Origin of the sequence: Aeromicrobium endophyticum (assembly GCF_003586285.1) — a bacterium.
Lineage (GTDB): Bacteria > Actinomycetota > Actinomycetes > Propionibacteriales > Nocardioidaceae > Aeromicrobium > Aeromicrobium endophyticum.
Window position 1 is genome coordinate 89,770 of sequence record NZ_QUBR01000003.1, and the last position, 16,734, is coordinate 106,503.

The window sequence follows — 16,734 nt, forward strand, 5'->3', positions numbered from 1 at the left end:
CACCGGGCGCAGATGAGCGCGACGCTGTCCGGTCAGACCGCGAGGTCCGACCCCTGCGCGAGGTCCAGTACTCAGTGGCGGAGAATCTCCGAAGCGATCTGTCGGTCGCGGCGCTCGCCGACCGCGCCGGCCTGTCGCCTCGGCACTTCGCGAGAGCCTTCGCGACCGAGATCGGCATCGGTCCCAGACGGTACGTCGACCTGGTTCGGCTCGAGGCCACGCAGCGGATGCTCACCGAGACGGTCGACGGCGTCAACCGCATCGCGCACGTCTGCGGGTACGGCACGCCCGAGGCGATGCGCCGCGCCCTCGTCCGCGAGCTGCGCCTGTCGCCGACGCAGTACCGCGAGACGTTCCGACGCAAGGGCGTCGTCAGCCGTCGATCATCTTGAGCATCTCGAGGCGAGACAGCTCGACGTGTCGGCGCATGTGCTCGGCGGCGGCAGCCCCGTCGCCGGCGACGATGCTCTCGAACACGAGCTGGTGCTGAGCGTGGCTGGACTCCTTGATGAACTCGTAGTCCACGAGGTCCACCGAGTGGAACATGCTGGCCCGGGCGTCCTCGATGGCGGCTGCGAGTGGCGGGTTGCCGCTCGCGCGAGCCACGGCGAGGTGGAATGCGGTGTCGGCTCGTCGCGACTGGTCCTTGTTCTCGGCCGAGTGCAGGGCGTCCTGGGCATCGGCCATCTCGTCGAGGTGTTGGCTCGCGCGTCTGCTCGCCGACATCCGGGCCGCCACCGATTCCAGCTCGCTGCGGAACTCGACGAGGTCCAGCAGGTCATCACGCCGCTGTCGCAGCACGTGCAGGGCTACGTGTGGCGCGAGGCCGGTGTCCTGGATGACGGCGCCGCCAGCCGTCCCTCTGACGATCACGACCTGCCCCGACCCCTCCAACACCCGCAGCGCCTGACGCAACGTCTCGCGCGCCACCCCGAGGTGCTCGGCCAGCTTGCGCTCCGCCGGCAGCTTCTGACCGGGCACGAGTCGTCCGAGCGAGACCTCGCGCTGGACGAACTCGACGACGTCGGCGTACCCGGACAGGGTTCGGCCAGGCCGCAGGTCGTCGACCCCCGTCACGAGACGTCGCCGACATTCTCATCCGGCGCGGCGGTGGTGCCGACAGCGTCGAGGATCGCGACGCCGCGGCGACGTCCGCCGACCACGAACCCCACCACCGCGACGACCGGGATCGCGAGCGGCAGCGCGTTGACCAGGTCCGACGAGCTACCTGTGACCACCGCGAAGTTGTCGACGATGAGGAACGCGAAGTAGGCAAGCGCCAGGCCTGCGGTGACGGGCGCCACGACATGGGGCCAGATCATGAGCGAGCCCCGGTGACGGAAGTAGAACGGGACCGAGAACGAGCAGGCGGCCATCAGGGCGATGACTGACAGCGAGCCGACACCAGCGGTCTGGGAGCCCAGGTCGACGTACGGATCGGCTCCTGCGACGGCGTAGGCCGCGACGACTGCGGCCGTGATGGCCGCCTGGGCGAGACCGGCGTTGCGGGGTGTGCGCCGGACCGGATGCGTCGAGGCCAGCCAGAGCGGGAGCACCCGCTCGCGTCCGAAAGCCAGGAAGTACCGCGCCGACATGTTGTGCAGGGCCATCAGGACAGCCAGGAGACTGGACAGCAGGAGCCAGTTCGCGACATCGGTCGACCTGCTTCCGAGCACGGTCGACAGCGCGTCGACGGTGAACGTGCCGGGATTGGCGGAAGCGATCGTGCCCGCGTCGACACCGCCGTTGGCCGCGACCAGCACCCATGCGGTGATGACGTAGAGGGTGCCGATGACGGTGATGGCCATGTACGTGGCACGTGGGACGGTCGCGTGCGGGTCGCGAGCCTCCTCGCCGAAGATCGCCGTCGCCTCGAAGCCGATGAAGCAGGTCACGGCGAAGAGCAGCGCCAGGCCAGGAGATCCGGAGAACACCTGCGCCAGCTCGAGCGACTCCAACGGCAGGGCGCCGACACCGTTGCGGAACAGCCACATGACGTCGAAGGCGACCAGCAGGCCCGTCTCGACGAGAAGGATGACGCCGAGCGTGCGGACGTTGACCTCCAGTCCGCGGATGCCGAGGGCCAGGGCGATGCCGAGGGCGCCCGACGTGTACAGCCACCACGGGAGGTCGATGCCGAGCTCGACACGGCACGTCTGTTGGGCGAAGTATCCGAACAGACCGGCTATGTAGATCGTCAGCACGTTGTAGGCGACCACGGCGACGAGCCCGGATGCCATGCCGAGGCGTCGACCGAGGCCGGCGCTGATGTAGGCGTAGAACGCCCCGGCGTTCACCACGTGGGCGCTCATCGCCGAGTACCCGACCGCGAACAGGGTGAGCACCACCGCGACCGCCAGGAACGTGCCGGGTGCGCCGACTCCGTTGCCGAACGCCACGACCAGCGGCAGGGCGGTGGCCATGGCGGTGAGTGGCGCGGCTGTCGCGACGACCATGAAGACGATGCCCCAGAGGGAGATGCTGCCGGATCTCAGGCCCGGGTCGCGCCGTGTCTCCATGAGGTCCTCCGACTGCCGCGGTTGATGAACGAATGGACTGTATCACCTACCATTCGGCCCGTGAACGTGCTGCGAGAGCGAGCTTGGTCAGGTTCTCGCCTGCGGTTGCAGCGATCTCGGACCAAATGACAGAAGTTCGCCAGATCGCTATCTATCGCTGGTCTATTGGTCTAGCATCTGTGCCAACGCGCAGCGGCCGGGTCTCGGCGGAGGCGGCGCATCATTTTCCAAGCATCGGAGAGAACATGATCAGCCTGAAGAACCCCCGACGTCTCGTTTCGCTCACAGCCGTCGCCAGCGCGGTCGCACTGGGCCTCGGCGCCTGCGGCTCCGACAGCTCGGGATCGTCGGCGGACTGCGCCAAGGAGTACACGATCGGTTTCAGCCACCCGGTCGGCGAGGCCGCCTTCGTCAAGGCGCTGAAGCTCAACATCGAGAAGAAGGCGAAGGAGAACGGCTGCGTCGACGTCCTGATGGACAACACCCAGGCCAATGACCTCGGCTCCCAGCGCTCGACGATCGAGACCTGGGTGACGCAGGGCGTCGATGCCATCGTCGTCTTCCCCGTAGACGCCTCGTCGATCGCGACGCTGCAGAAGAGCGCGCAGGAGAAGGGCATCAAGTGGCTCACGTACGCCAGTCCCGCCAAGGGTGCCGACGGTTACACCGGATTCGACAACGTCCAGAGCGGCAAGCTCATCGGCGAGGCGGCGGCCTCGTTCATCGAGACGAACCAGGTGGCAGGGAAGGTCACGGCAGCAGTGACGACGCTCGAGGCGCTTCCGGACGTGAAGGGCCGGTGGGAGGAGCCGATCAAGGCCATCACCGACGCGGGCGTGAAGGTCGTCTCGAAGCAGGACTGCGCCGACCAGGCGTGCGGCCTCGAGAAGACCGAGTCGTTGCTGCGTCAGTACCCGGACCTGCGCATCTTCGTCGGACTCAACGACGACGCCGCGCTCGGTGCCGCGAAGGCGTTCAAGAACGCCGGGATCGACCCGGCCGAGGTGTTCATCGGCGGTCAGGACGGCGCTCTGGAAGCACTTGAAGCAGTCAAGGCGGGCGGTTCGTACAAGATCTCCGCAGCCATCGACATGATCGATCTGGCCGGCGACATCGTGGACAACTCCGTCAACGCGGTCGACGGCGAGGGGGAGACCGAGACCCAGGCGGCCGTGGTGCCGGCGACTCTCGACGATCCGGCGAAGCTCGACGCGCTCATCGCCCAGCTGCAGGTCAAGTAGCAACGGCTGCCGAGGAGCGAATCCGATGACCACAGCACTGTCGATGCGGGGACTGCGAAAGTCCTATGGGCCGAACGAGGTCCTGCGCGGCGTGGACCTGGACTTCGTGGGCGGCGAGGTGCACGCCCTGCTCGGACCGAACGGCGCGGGCAAGTCAACGCTGCTGGGATGCCTGAGCGGCGCCGTGCGGCCTGACTCCGGGGTCGTCGTCATCGGGGACGATACGCATGAGGGTTTCACTCCCCAGCAGGCCTTCGACGCGGGCACGGCGATCATCTACCAGCACTTCCAGCTCATCGACGACCTGTCGGTCGCCGACAACCTGTACCTCGGCGGCGAGCTGAAAAGCAGGAGCGGGACGACCCGGATCGGGGAGCAGGTCGCCACGGCGAACCGGGTGCTGCGGTCGGTGGGTGCCGACTTCGACGCGACCCAGCTCGTGGGCACGTTGTCGGTCGGACAGCGCCAGCTGGTCGAGATCGCGAAGGCCATCCGTCACCGCCCGTCCCTCTTGATCCTCGACGAGCCCACCGCGGCGCTGAGCGCGGACGAGGCACAGCTGCTGCTGGGTCTGGTGCAGCGGCTGGCCCACGACGACGGGATCGCCGTCGTCTACGTGACCCACCTGCTGCGGGAGGTGCTGCAGGTCTCCGACCGCGTGACGGTGCTGCGCGACGGCGAGGTCCTGTGGACGCACGACACCGCCGAGCTCGGGATGGACGATCTGATCGCGGCGATCTCGACCACCGCGGGGCAGGCCGCCTCCGCCGACAGCAGACCCGCGTCGTCGAGCTCCGACCGGGTGCTCCTCGACGTCCGGGACTTCTCCGTGGCCGGCAGTCCACCGATCGACCTGTCGGTGCACGATGGCGAGATCGTCGGCATCTTCGGACTGCTCGGTTCAGGACGGACGAACTTGGTCGAGGGGCTGGCCGGCGTCCGTCCGACGGCGGGCACCGTGACGTTGTCGGGGCGCGAGGTGAGCACCCGCTCGCCGTCGCACGCACGCGCCGACGGCGTGGTTCTGGTGGCGTCGGATCGCAAGGAGCAGTCGTTGTTCGGCTCGATGTCGGCGATGGAAAACCTGCTGATGCCGCACTACTCGGTGCTCAGCACCCCGTGGCGCAAGAGATCGCGCGAGTCACAGATCTTCGACGGCATCGCGGAGATGGTCCACCTGCGACCGGCTCGCGCGACGCTCGAGGCCGACAGCTTCTCAGGCGGGAACGCGCAGAAGCTCGCGGTCGGACGCTGGCTCGGTCAGCTGGGGACCGCCAGCGTGATGCTCCTCGACGAACCGACGCAGGGTGTCGACGTCGGCGCGCGCGAGGAGATCTACCACTTGCTGCGAACCTTCGCGCGCCTCGAGTCCAAGGCGGTCCTGTTCGTCTCCAGCGACCCCGAAGAGGTCCTCGCCCTGGCGGATCGGATCGTCGTGCTGGTGGACTCGGTCGTCGCCGGGGTCCTCCCCGCGACCGTGGACGAGCAGGAGCTCGTCGCCCTCGCTCACTCCGACGGTCCCGCCGGGGCCGCGTTCCCTACGGAAGGACTGTCCCATGTCTAGTGCTCCGGCAGCTGCCGCGGCTCCGCCCCGGACCGCAGCGCGACCCGAACGCGGTTCGCGGTACCTCCTGGCCATCGACGCCGTCATGCCGATCGCCACGGTCGTGCTGATGATCTTCTTCGCCGTGTCACGTTCGGTGTTCCTCACGGTCGACAACCTCTTGGTCGTCGCGATGCAGGTCGCTCCGCTCATGATCCTGGCGACCGGGGCGGCGCTTCTGCTCATGGCTGGCTACGTCGATCTCTCGGTGGGATCGGTCATGGCGGTCTCGGGAGTCAGTGCGGCGCTGACGTTCCAGTCGCAGGGCGTCCTGCTGGGAGTCGTGGTCGGGCTGCTCGTCGGTCTGGTGGCCGGTGCCCTCAACGGAACGCTGATCGGCATCTTCCAGCTCTCGCCCATCGTCGTCACGCTCGGCATGCTGGCCGCCGGTCGCGGCCTCGCGCAGTTCCTGGCGCCCGGCTCGATCTTCGGATTCCCCGAGTCGGTCTCGAGCTTCGGTGCCGGCAAGCTCTTCGGCGTCTCGTACCTGGTGATCCTGGCGGTCGCCGCTGTCGGGATCGCGATGATCGTCATGAACCGGCTGCCGTTCGGCCGGCATGTCATCGCGGTCGGGGTGAATGCCCGCGCCGCGTTCCTGAGCGGCATCTCCGTCCGCCGGCTCGTGTTCGTCCTCTACCTCGTCGTAGGTCTGCTCGCCAGCGTGGCGGGTCTCCTGACCGTCGCCCGTCTCGACAGCGCACCCAGCGGCACCCTCGGCGCCGGCTTCGAGATCAGCGTCCTGACCGCCGTCCTGCTCGGCGGCATCCCGTTCACCGGCGGGCGCGGTGCCATCTGGCGGGTCGTGCTCGGGGTGTGGCTCATGGGCATCCTCGCCAACGGCATCACGCTCCTCAACGTCGGACCAGAGGTCAGTGGAATCCTGACGGGTGCGGTGCTAGTGCTCGCCGCCGCGCTGGAAGGCCTGAGGTTCTGGGTTCGCAAGAAGTTCTGAAACGTCCTGTCCCGTCCACACCTCGCTGCCAGGAGGCATCGTGATACCCAGCATCCTCACGTCGTACACCGACCGGCTGTCCTATGAGCCGGGCGACCCTGTCCGACTGTTCGCCTCGAACCCGTCGTCCGCCGACGCATCGGTCGAGCTGGTCCGCATCGACGCGGCCCTGGACTCGCCCGGGAAGGAGGGACAGACCACCCCGGTCGACTGGGACGGCCCCAGGGGCTTCCGGATCGATGGTCAGGACGGAACCTTCGGCTCGTTCATGACGGCTGACTTCATCGGTCGGAGCACGTCCTACGACGCCCTGACGCTGGGAGCGCTCGTGCGCCTGTCATCGGCTGCGCGACCGGGATTCCAAGCCATCGTGTCGGTCGGGGACGACGAGGACCACCTCACCCTGGGGCTTCTCGACGGGGCCGTGACAGTGATGCGCGCAACAGCTGCGGGGGAGACGCGCGCGTCGGCGTCGACTCCTCTCCACCCGCACCACTGGTACCTGGTGGCAGGGACGGCAGGGACGGGAGCCGGACTCGGAGTGCATGCGATCGGCCTCGACGCCCTGATCCCCGACGAGTCGGCGGAGCAGGACGCGGACGTCGAGCCGCTGACCCTTCGATCCGCGGTGGTCGCGGGGACGTTCCCGGCGACGACGGAGCGCGCCGGCGAGGTCGTCCGCGGGACGGCTGCATCGACGTTCACCGGCAAGATCGGCTGGCCGTTCGTGGCTCATGGCGTCGTCGGCGACGAGACGTTGAGGCGCATGGCCTCGTCGGAGCGGCCGTTGGACCAGCTCGGCGGCGGTCGACTCGTCGGTGCGTGGAACGTCGCCCAGCCAGGCCGGGGGGCACTGGAGAACGTCACGGCCATCGGTGGTGTCGGGGCCGGACTCCTCGCGAACCTTCCGACCCCAGGCGTGACGGGGCACGCCTGGAACGGCGAGATCCACCACTTCTGGGAGGCACCCACGCAGTACGCGGCGATCCACTTCCACGACACCGACGTCGTCGACGCCGGATGGGCCCAGTCGATCGAAGGCACGCTGCCCCGCGACCTGCCCAGCGGCGTCTACGGGCTCAAGGTGTCGGTCGGCGACGAGACCGACACCGTCCCGTTCTGCGTGTGCCCGCCGCGCACTAGTCCGGCCAACAAGGTCGTCGTGGTGCTGCCGACCTTCACGTACCTCGCCTACGCCAACGAGGCGCTGTTCGAGGGGATGGACGGCGAGGTGACCGGCGGGGCACCCGTCCACCCCAACGAGTCGGATCTGGCCCACGTGGGCAACCGGACCTTCGGGCTGTCGCAGTACGACAAGCACAGCGACGGCGACGGAGTCGTGTTCTCGAGCGCGTCACGGCCCATCGTCAACATGCGGCACGACTACTCGATGTGGCTCAGCGAGAGCGGACGAGGATTCTCCGCCGAGATGTACCTGATCGAGTGGCTGACGTCGATCGACGTGCCGTTCGATGTCATCACCGACCACGAGCTGCACGCATGGGGCTCGGGCTTCCTGTCGAGCTACGAGGTCGTGATGACGGGAGCGCATCCCGAGTACTACAGCGGCGCGATGCTCGACTCGTTGGAGCAGTACCGAGATGAGGGCGGTCGCATCATGTACCTCGGTGGCAACGGCTTCTACTGGGTGACCGGAGTCGTGTCCGACCAACCCCTCGTCGTCGAGATTCGGCGTGGACACGGCGCGATCAACGCCTGGACGTCCGAACCGGGCGAGACCGGCCTGGTGTCGACTCGTGAGCACGGTGGCCTCTGGCGGCACCGCGGACGCGCGCCGCAGAAGTTGGTCGGCATCGGCATGACCGCCCAGGGGTGGGGCGGGTCGCAGCCGTACCACCGGTCCGAGGCCTCCCGGTCGCCCGAGGTCGCCTGGATCTTCGAGGGTGTCGACGAGGAGCCGCTGGGCGCCTACGGGCGGGTCATGGGCGGTGCGGCCGGCGACGAGCTCGATCGGGCCGACGCCACCCTCGGCACCCCACCGGATGCCGTGCTGCTGGCCTCGTCGCGCGATCACTCGAACTACTACCAGCGCGTCCCCGAGGAGGTGGCGTTCATCCTCGACGGCCAGCACGGCGGGCAGGTCGACCCTGAGGTCAGGAGCGACATCGTCTACTTCCGGACACCGTCCGGCGGCGAGGTCTTCGCGGCTGGCTCGATCGCCTATTCAGGCGCGCTGCTCGAGAACGGCGGCCACAACGGCATCGCCCGCATGACGGAGAACGTCCTCAGACGCTTCGCCGGCCTTCCACGGCCGGACGGCGATACCGACGACCAGCACCCGTCCATCGAAGGAGAGCAGTGAGAACCGCACAGCCCAAGCCCGTCATCGGGCTGACCGGACGACGGATGCCGGGTCGTGTGACCGCCGGCCCCCCGGGGTTCGACGACGCGCCGGTCGACGTCTACATGGGCGAGTACGCGGCCTCAGTGCTGGCGGCCGGGGGCATCCCGATGCACCTGCCCCTCGACCTCGATCCGCAGGACGCGGTCGACGTCGTCGACGGCCTGCTGTTCGTGGGTGGAGCCGACGTGGACCCGCGCAAGTACGGCGCCGTGCCCAACCCTCGGTCCGGAGTGCTCGAGCCGATCCGCGACAAGTTCGAGCTGGGCCTCGCCGCCTGCGCCCTCGAGTCGGGCACGCCGATGCTCGGCATCTGTCGAGGTGCGCAGCTGTTGAACGTCGCGCTCGGGGGCACCCTGGTCGCCGACCTGCCGACGGGGGTGGGGGAGTCGCACGGGTCCTACGCCTATCCGCGCGCCCACCGATCGCACACCGTCACCTTCGAGCACGGGTCGACGATGCACGCCCTCTACGGGGAGGCGGCGGCAGTCAACTCGTTCCACCACCAGGCCGTCGAGCAGCCGGGCCGCGACGTCTTCGTCACGGGACGGGCGAGCGACGGCGTCGTGGAGTCGTTCGAGGTCGCCGGTCGTCCCGTCATCGGGGTGCAGTGGCATCCCGAGTGCTTCATCACCGATCCCATTTTCAACTGGTTGGTCGACGCCTGTGTCGACCGCAAGCTTCAGGAGAGTGCAGCATGACCACAGTCCACGACGGCAAGATCGCCTTCATCACCGGTGCCGGATCGGGCATCGGGCGCGAGACGGCCATGCGCCTGGCCCGCGACGGTGCCGCGATCATGGTGACCGACGTCAACCTGGAGCTCGCCGAGTCGACCGCGTCCGCGATCGTCGAGGCGGGCGGCAGCGCGCGAGCGGCTGCAGTCGATGTCCGCGACCGCCCCGCCATCGAGGCCGCTGTGGATGCGACGAAGGAGGAGTGGGGGGCGCTCCACCTTCTCGTCAACAATGCCGGTCTCGTGACGCAGCACTCGTTCCGCGACCTCACGGACGACGCCTGGGACCTCGTGCTCGATGTCAATCTCAAGGGCCAGTTCCTCGTGGCTCAGACCGTGGCACCGTTGATCGCAGCGTCGGGCGGCGGCGCGATCGTCAACCTCTCGACGGTCGAGGCGATCGTGGTGGTGACGTCCGGGGCAACCACTCAGCCGCACTACAACGCCTCCAAGGGCGGCGTCCCGATGCTCACCAAGGCGCTGGCCATCGAGCTGGCCCAGGACAACATCCGGGTCAACTGCGTGGCACCCGGTCCCATCGCGACGGACTTCTTCGACTACGACCTGGTCACCTCCGACGCGGGACTCGACGTCATGAAGCAGCGGCTCCTCGTGCCGCGCGTCGGGCTGCCGGCCGACATCGCTGCGGCCGTGTCCTTCCTGCTGTCCGACGACGCCTCGTTCATCGACGGCGTCCAGCTGCCGGTCGACGGCGGGTGGCTGACGCGATGAACGACTACGTCATCGACCCGGCCGACCTGGTCGATCTCGGTTACCACACGGTCGTCGTTGCGTCCCCGGACCTGCAAGGACGTCTGGTGGGTCGCCGCGTTCCCGCGGAGTCGTTCGACCGGATCCTGCGTGACGGGGTCGAGGTCTGTACCTGCGTGTACGCCTGGGACCTGACGCAGGACCTCGCGCTGGTCGAGGCCGACGTGTTCCCCCTGTGCGGGATGCACAACGGCGTGCCGGACGTCACCTTCAGGCCCGACCTGACCACGCTGAGGCCTGCGGCGTGGCTCGACGGGATCGCCATCTGCCTCGCCGACCCGTGGGACGCTGCCAAGCAGCAGTTCCTGCCCCTGTCGCCGCGCGTCATCCTGCGTGACCAGATCGAGCGCTTCGGCGAGCTGGGGCTGCGAGCCAAGATGGGCACCGAGCTGGAGTTCTACCTGTTCCGCAATGATCCGCGTGAGCTGCGACAGGCCGGTTTCAGGGGGCTGGAGCCCACGACGATCGTCCCGGCGGACTTCATGATCCACGAGGGCAACACGTATGAGCCGTTCTTCCGCAAGCTCAGGTCGGACCTGAAGGCGTCCGGCATCGAGATGGAGGCTGCCCAGTCCGAGTGGGGCACCGGCCAGTGGGAGATGACCTTCCGCTACGGCGACCCCCTCGAGATGGCGGACCGTCACGCGCTGTACAAGCTCGCGGTCCGCGACTCGGCCGCAGCCGCAGGAATGAGTGCGACATTCATGGCCAAGCCGCTCAACGCCGGCCAGCCGGGGTCGTCGTGCCACGTCCACTTCTCGGTGCTCGACGCCGACGGCGCCTCCGCCTTCTGGGACGACGCGTCACCGGCTCACTTGGGCGACAGGATGCTGAGCGCGATCGGCGGGGTGCTGCAAGAGGTGCCGACCTTCATGGCCTGGTACGCACCGACGGTCAACTCCTACCGTCGCGCGAACAGCTCGGACGTCGCCGGGTGGGGTCGCACCTGGGGTCTGGACAACCGCACCACGTCGGTGCGTGTCGTCGGGCACAAGCCCGAGGACATCCGATTCGAGTTCCGGCTGCCGGGCGCCGACACCAATCCCTACCTGACCTTGTCGGCACTGCTCGCCTCGGCGCGCCAGGGCATCGAGCAGGGCATCGAGCCTCCCGCGATGACCGAGGGCAACGGTTACGAGTCGCCCGTCGACGAACAGGTCCCGCTGCACCTCGGCGAGGCCTCTGCTGCGTTCGCCTCATCGCCCTTCGCGCGCAGCGAGCTCGGCGACGAGGTCGTCGATCACTTCCGCATCCTCCTCGACCACGAGTGGCGCACCTTCCTCGCCACGGTCAACGACTGGGACCTCGACCGCTACTTCGACAGGATCTGACATGAGCATCACCATTCCCGAGCTGTCGACGTGGATCGACGGAACTCCGACTGCGTCGGCCGTCGTGGTCGAGGATCACCTCCACGACCCGAACACCGGCGAGGCGCTGCAGCAGAGTCGTTCGTCCTCCCTCGAGCAGGTCGAGCAGGCACTCGTCGCGGCGTCGTCCGCCCACCGGTCGGGGGCGTGGCAGAACCTGGGTCTGGAGGGACGGGGGTCACGCCTGCGGCACCTGGCCGACCTGGTCGACGCACGGCAGGACGAGATCGCGCAGCTCGACTCCCTGAACAGCGGCGTGACGATGCGTGAGACGGCGCTGTTCGCCGGCAGCCTCGGGGACACGATCCGCACGGCCGTCCAGATCGCGGAGGATCTGGGGGAGTCGTCGCCGCTGGGTGCCTCGCAGGGACCTGTCGTCCTTCGGCGTCGTCCGTGGGGCCCCACAGCACTCATCGCGCCGTGGAACGCGCCCTCCGCGGTGGCCGTCAAGAAGATGGCGTATGCGCTCGTCTCGGGAGCTCCCGTCGTGCTGAAGCCCTCGCCGGCGTCGCCGTGGAGCGCCGAGCTCCTCGCCGCTGCCGCTGCCGAGGTCGACCTGCCCGCCGGGGTGTTCTCGCTCGTGCTGGGTGGCGGCGAGGTCGGTCAGCAGATCTGCAGCGATCCACGCATCAAGGCGATCTCCATGACGGGGTCGACCGCGACCGGACGTCTGATCGCGCGGGCGAGTGCACCGAACCTGACCCGTCTGCGGCTCGAGCTGGGATCGAACAATCCGGCGATCGTCATGGCAGATGCGGCAGTCGCCGACGTGGTGGACGATCTCGCGACCGGCATGATCAAGCTCAACGGCCAGTGGTGTGAAGCGCCCCGTCGGGCGTTCGTGCACGAGTCGGTGTTCTCCGACGTCCAGGAGGCCCTCGTGGACCGGATGTCGCGGATCCGGGTCGGTTCGAGCTTCGACGAGGACAGCGAGCTCGGACCCATGGCGTTCGAGCAGCGGCGGGACGACCTGGACTCGCAGCGCCGGAGGGTCGCTGTCCGGGGAGCTCGCGTCGACGCCGGTGCCGAGATTCCGGAGGACGGGTGGTTCTTCGCGCCGACCGTTGCGTCCGCGACCTCGGTGGAGCTGCCTGGGGAGGTCTTCGGGCCCATGATCGCCCTCGAGCCGTACAGCTCGCTGGACGATGCCATCGCTCAGGCGAACAGCGGGCCGCACGGGCTGACGGGCTACGTGTTCAGCAGCGACGTGGACCGCGCGGTCGCTGTCGGCGCTCGTCTCGAGGCCGGCGAGGTCAAGGTCAACGGGACCAGCCTGCTCGACATGGCCGACCTGTCGGCCCAGAGCTTCTTCGGCGACAGCGGGTTGGGCGGCCACGGCGACGTGGACGTGCTCGACTTCTACTCGGGCAAGCAGGTGGTGGGCGTCGATCTGATCGACCCTCCCATGTGAGTGCTCAGGACAGCCCGTCGTCCCATCCGCCCTCCATCAGGCTCACGACCTCGGCCCGCGACGCCGCGATGTGTCGACGCATCGCGGCGGCCGCGCCTTCTGCATCGCCCTGCTCGATCTGTTGCAGGATGTCGTGATGCGCCGCGTGACTCGTCTCCTTCAGGAAGGAGAACGGCACCAGGTCGACCGGGTAGAACATGACGGCGCGGGCGTCCTCGATCGCGGCGGCCAGGTACGGGTTCGCCGACGCCCGGCCGACGGCGAGATGGAAGGCGGTGTCGGCGCGTCGTGACTGCTCCTTGCCGGGAGCCGCCAGCAGCGCCTGCTGGGCGTCGTGCATCTCTTCGAGGTCGTGCGTCTGCCGACGCTCAGCCGCGAAGCGAGCAGCGACCGTCTCGAGCTCGCTGCGGAACTCCAGGAGACCTAGCAGCTGCTCGCTGCGTTGGCGCAGCTCCTCGCGAGCGACAGCGGAGGGCACGGTCGTCTCTTGGACCACGGCGCCTCCGGCGGCCCCGCGGGTGATGGCAATCTGCCCACTGCCCTGAAGGACGCGCAGCGCTTGGCGAAGCGTGTCGCGCGCTACGCCCAGCTCGACCGCCAGGACGCGCTCGGCCGGTAGACGCTCGCCCGGCAGGATGCGGCCGAGTGATATCTCCTTGCGGATGAGGTCGACGACATCTGCGTAACCCGTCAGGGGACGCGTCGGGCGCAGCAGCGCGGAGGTGACAGCGGGTCGGTCGGTCATGATGACTCGATCCTACGAGACGTCGCCGGCGTCCCGGTCCCACGAATGCATGACGATCAAGGTTTTGGTCCCGGTGACCTTGCCGGTGCGGCGCATCGTGTTGACGACCCGCTGCAGGTGGTCGACGTCGGAGACGCGGATGCGGACCAAAGCGTCGGGGTCGCCGGCGATCGTGAAGAACTGCCGCACCTCGGGCACCTTGCGGATGATGTCGCTCAGCTCAGCGGTGTCCATCGCACCGCTGAGCCTGATCTCCGTGAACGCGTCCAGCTGCCCTGAAAGACCGCGATCGACGATCGTCACGTACCTCTTGATGACGCCGCTGCGCTCGAGGCGCTCGATCCGTCGCGACACCGGCGCGGCCGAGAGGCGGACCTGTCGTGCGATGTCGGCGACCGGTGTGCGTGCGTTGGCCTCGAGGATGGTCAGGATCTCGTGGTCTATGTCGTCCACGGCGTCATCCCCGACTCACCATCCGTGCCGTCGACGCCAGCATTCGTGCGCGTCCGCCAGGTGGTTAGGCATGATTCGCGCTGTCCGCGCACGGTCACCCAGGTTGATTTCATTGGTCTAGCATATATGCCAAACTGATCTTCCGAGCGATCCTCGGGCCAGGAACCCGGTCCCGTCTCCGACTCCGAGAAGGCCGCAGCTCGTCCACGCCGTCTCGAAGGATCGCCATGAACCAGACCGTCCCTGTCACCCCACTCGCCACCGACACCCGCGAGCTGTCGGAGATCGCCGATCGTGTCCGATGGATCTCGACGGCCATCGTGGATGCCGCGAACAGGGGCCGGCCCAACGAGACCGGGGTCAAGGTCGGCGGTCACCAGGCGTCGAGCGCCTCCATGATCGAGATCATGGTGTCGCTGTGGTTCTCAGAGCTCACCAACATCGACCGGGTGTCGGTCAAGCCGCACGCCTCACCCGTCCTTCACGCGATCAACTACCTGCTGGGCGACCTCGACGAGAAGTACTTGTCGACGTTGCGCGGGAAAGGCGGGTTGCAGTCGTACCCCAGCCGGCTCAAGGACCCCGACACGGTCGATTTCTCGACCGGTTCCGTCGGCATCGGCGCGACCGCGGCGCTGTGGGCCGCGATGTCGCACCGTTACGTCAGCTCACACTTCGCGTCCGCACCGCCGGCCGGACGGTTCGTGAGCCTCCTCGGAGACGCTGAGCTCGACGAAGGCGCGATCTGGGAGGCTGTCGCGGATCCTTCGGTCGCGCAGCTGGGCGAGCTGCTGTGGATCGTCGACCTGAACCGTCAGTCCCTGGACCGCGTGGTGCCTGACGTCCAGATCCACCGACTCATGGGCATGTTCGAGGCGGCAGGTTGGCAGGTGATCACGCTCAAGTGGGGTCGCGCGATCGGGGAGCTCTTCCGACGTCCCGGCGGTGACCAGCTGCGCACGCGGCTCGAGGACATGTCCAACGAGGAGTACCAGCGGCTCCTGCGGGTCGACTCGTCCGAGATCGCCGATCGCATCGTCGGGCAGACCGGATCGACGGAGCTGCGCGCGCTGCTGGAGTCGCTGCCGCACGACGAGCTGGGGCGTGCGGTGCGCGACCTGGGAGGTCACGACATCGGGCTGCTGCTCGACACGTATCGGACGGTCGACGAGACCCGTCCGACAGTGATCTTCGCGTACACCGTCAAGGGTCGAGGACTGCCCACCGAGGGGCATCCCAACAACCACTCCGCCCTGCTCACCGGGGACCAGATGAAGGAGCTCGCGCAGGCCCTGGACGCCGACCTCGACGATCCCTGGGCCACGTTCGCGGACGGTTCGGCAGCAGCCGGCCTGTGCTCGTCACGCGCTGCTGCGATGGCAAGACCCAGGATCGCACCCCAGCCGGCGGGAGACGTGCCGGTGCGACTGTCACGCTCGCACAAGGCGCCGATCTCGACGCAGGCCACGCTCGGCCGGTTCCTGGCCGACTTCAAGCGGGCAGCGCCCGAGATCGCCGAGCGCGTCGTGACCTGCAGCCCGGACGTCGCCTCGTCGACGAACTTGGGCGGGTGGATCAACAAGACGGGCGTGTGGTCGGTCGCGGACCGGCTCGACTGGTTCGCGGACGACACCGAGCGCGTGCTCAAGTGGTCGGAGGTCACGAGCGGCCAGCACATCGAGCTGGGCATCGCGGAGGTCAACCTCGTGTGCCTGCTCGGCGAGCTCGGGGCGACGTGGTCGCGGTGGGGCGAACGCCTCATCCCGATCGCGACGCTCTACGACCCCTTCATCCCGCGGGCCCTCGAGCCCTGGTCGTACGGCATCTACTCGGGTGGCCAGTCGATCATCATCGGCACGCCCTCGGGCGTCACCTTGGCACCCGAGGGTGGCGCGCACCAGTCGATCACGACGCCGTCGATCGGGCTCGAGCAGCCGAACTGCATCGCGTGGGAGCCGGCGTTCGCGCAGGACGTCGAGTGGTGCATGCTCGCGGCGATGAGCCGGGTCGGCGTCGAAGGAGGCACGTCGTCGTACTTCCGGTTGTCGACCCGCCCGCTCGACCAGGCGCTGGCCGCCGTCCCCGAGGACCAGGTGCTCCTCGAGCGCAGGCGCCAGCACGCCGTGGCAGGCGGCTACCGGCTGACGAGTCACGACCCCGCCACCGAGCAGGTCACCCTCGTCGGCGTGGGCGCCATCATGCCCGAGGTCATCGCGGCCTCGAAGGTCCTGGCCGACGCCGGCATCACCGCGGGCGTGGTCTGCCTCACCAGTCCCGACCTGGTGTTCAGGTCGTTCAACCAGCGCGGCACTGTGGGCTCGGCGCGCGGCGACGACATCATCAGCACCCTTTTCCCGCCGGGCTCCTCGGCGCCCCTGGTGACGGTCATGGACGGCCACCCCCACACCCTGTCGTTCCTCGCCGGAGCGCGCGGCGAGCGCATCCGGTGCCTAGGGGTCTCGGACTTCGGGCAGTCGAGCGGGCTGGACGACGCCTACGCCCTGCACGGCATCGACACCGGCTCGATCGTCGACGCCGCCCTGACCCTCGTCGGCCGCTGACCCGTCCTGA

General features: G+C 68.4%; 14 protein-coding genes. 10 read left to right on the forward strand and 4 right to left on the reverse strand.

What is annotated here, in order from left to right; translation table 11 throughout:
• Positions 1-74: 74 nt before the first annotated feature.
• Positions 75-392 (forward strand): helix-turn-helix domain-containing protein, encoded by a 318-nt coding sequence (locus DX116_RS18600; protein WP_199716170.1) that lies wholly within the window; start codon positions 75-77, stop codon positions 390-392.
• On the opposite strand, the gene DX116_RS18605 is transcribed toward DX116_RS18600, so the two are convergent.
• The gene (locus DX116_RS18605; protein WP_119705797.1) at positions 373-1,077 is read right to left on the reverse strand and encodes a FadR/GntR family transcriptional regulator; all 705 of its coding nucleotides are present in this window, start codon (positions 1,075-1,077) and stop codon (positions 373-375) included. The two genes, DX116_RS18600 and DX116_RS18605, sit on opposite strands and share 20 nt — an antisense overlap.
• Positions 1,074-2,519, reverse strand: coding sequence for an APC family permease (locus tag DX116_RS18610; protein ID WP_119705798.1), 1,446 nt, complete (start codon positions 2,517-2,519; stop codon positions 1,074-1,076). The genes DX116_RS18605 and DX116_RS18610 overlap by 4 nt, the downstream gene beginning before the upstream one ends.
• Before the next feature lie 32 nt (positions 2,520-2,551).
• On the opposite strand from DX116_RS18610, the gene DX116_RS18615 reads away from it, so the two are divergent.
• Genes DX116_RS18615 through DX116_RS18650 form a run of 8 tightly spaced genes read left to right on the forward strand, consistent with a single transcriptional unit; the run spans position 2,552 to position 12,965 of the window.
• Complete coding sequence (locus DX116_RS18615) at positions 2,552-3,760, forward strand: sugar ABC transporter substrate-binding protein (protein WP_119705799.1); 1,209 nt, start codon at positions 2,552-2,554, stop codon at positions 3,758-3,760.
• Positions 3,761-3,785: 25 nt separating this feature from the next.
• Positions 3,786-5,324 (forward strand): sugar ABC transporter ATP-binding protein, encoded by a 1,539-nt coding sequence (locus DX116_RS18620; protein ID WP_119705800.1) that lies wholly within the window; start codon positions 3,786-3,788, stop codon positions 5,322-5,324.
• Positions 5,317-6,315, forward strand: a complete 999-nt coding sequence (locus DX116_RS18625) for an ABC transporter permease (RefSeq protein ID WP_119705801.1) — start codon at positions 5,317-5,319, stop codon at positions 6,313-6,315. The genes DX116_RS18620 and DX116_RS18625 overlap by 8 nt, the downstream gene beginning before the upstream one ends.
• 40 nt (positions 6,316-6,355) lie before the next feature.
• Positions 6,356-8,638, forward strand: a complete 2,283-nt coding sequence (locus DX116_RS18630; RefSeq protein ID WP_119705802.1) for a N,N-dimethylformamidase beta subunit family domain-containing protein — start codon at positions 6,356-6,358, stop codon at positions 8,636-8,638.
• Positions 8,635-9,378, forward strand: a complete 744-nt coding sequence (locus DX116_RS18635) for a gamma-glutamyl-gamma-aminobutyrate hydrolase family protein (RefSeq protein WP_199716171.1) — start codon at positions 8,635-8,637, stop codon at positions 9,376-9,378. Before DX116_RS18630 ends, DX116_RS18635 begins: the two co-directional genes overlap by 4 nt.
• Complete coding sequence (locus DX116_RS18640; RefSeq protein WP_119705804.1) at positions 9,375-10,145, forward strand: SDR family NAD(P)-dependent oxidoreductase; 771 nt, start codon at positions 9,375-9,377, stop codon at positions 10,143-10,145. Before DX116_RS18635 ends, DX116_RS18640 begins: the two co-directional genes overlap by 4 nt.
• Positions 10,142-11,515, forward strand: a complete 1,374-nt coding sequence (locus DX116_RS18645; RefSeq protein ID WP_147393724.1) for a glutamine synthetase family protein — start codon at positions 10,142-10,144, stop codon at positions 11,513-11,515. Before DX116_RS18640 ends, DX116_RS18645 begins: the two co-directional genes overlap by 4 nt.
• Before the next feature lies 1 nt (position 11,516).
• On the forward strand, positions 11,517-12,965 hold the full coding sequence (locus DX116_RS18650; RefSeq protein WP_119705806.1) for an aldehyde dehydrogenase family protein: 1,449 nt from the start codon (positions 11,517-11,519) through the stop codon (positions 12,963-12,965).
• 4 nt (positions 12,966-12,969) lie between these two features.
• Here DX116_RS18650 and DX116_RS18655 read toward each other — a convergent pair whose 3' ends face one another.
• Together DX116_RS18655 and DX116_RS18660 are read right to left on the reverse strand one after the other, a co-directional pair.
• Positions 12,970-13,710, reverse strand: a complete 741-nt coding sequence (locus DX116_RS18655) for a FadR/GntR family transcriptional regulator (RefSeq protein ID WP_119705807.1) — start codon at positions 13,708-13,710, stop codon at positions 12,970-12,972.
• 12 nt (positions 13,711-13,722) lie between these two features.
• Complete coding sequence (locus DX116_RS18660) at positions 13,723-14,163, reverse strand: Lrp/AsnC family transcriptional regulator (RefSeq protein ID WP_119705808.1); 441 nt, start codon at positions 14,161-14,163, stop codon at positions 13,723-13,725.
• 227 nt (positions 14,164-14,390) lie between these two features.
• On the opposite strand from DX116_RS18660, the gene DX116_RS18665 reads away from it, so the two are divergent.
• A complete protein-coding gene (locus DX116_RS18665; protein ID WP_119705809.1) occupies positions 14,391-16,724 on the forward strand; it encodes a transketolase-like TK C-terminal-containing protein in 2,334 nt (777 codons plus the stop codon).
• The last annotated feature ends 10 nt before the right edge of the window (positions 16,725-16,734 follow it).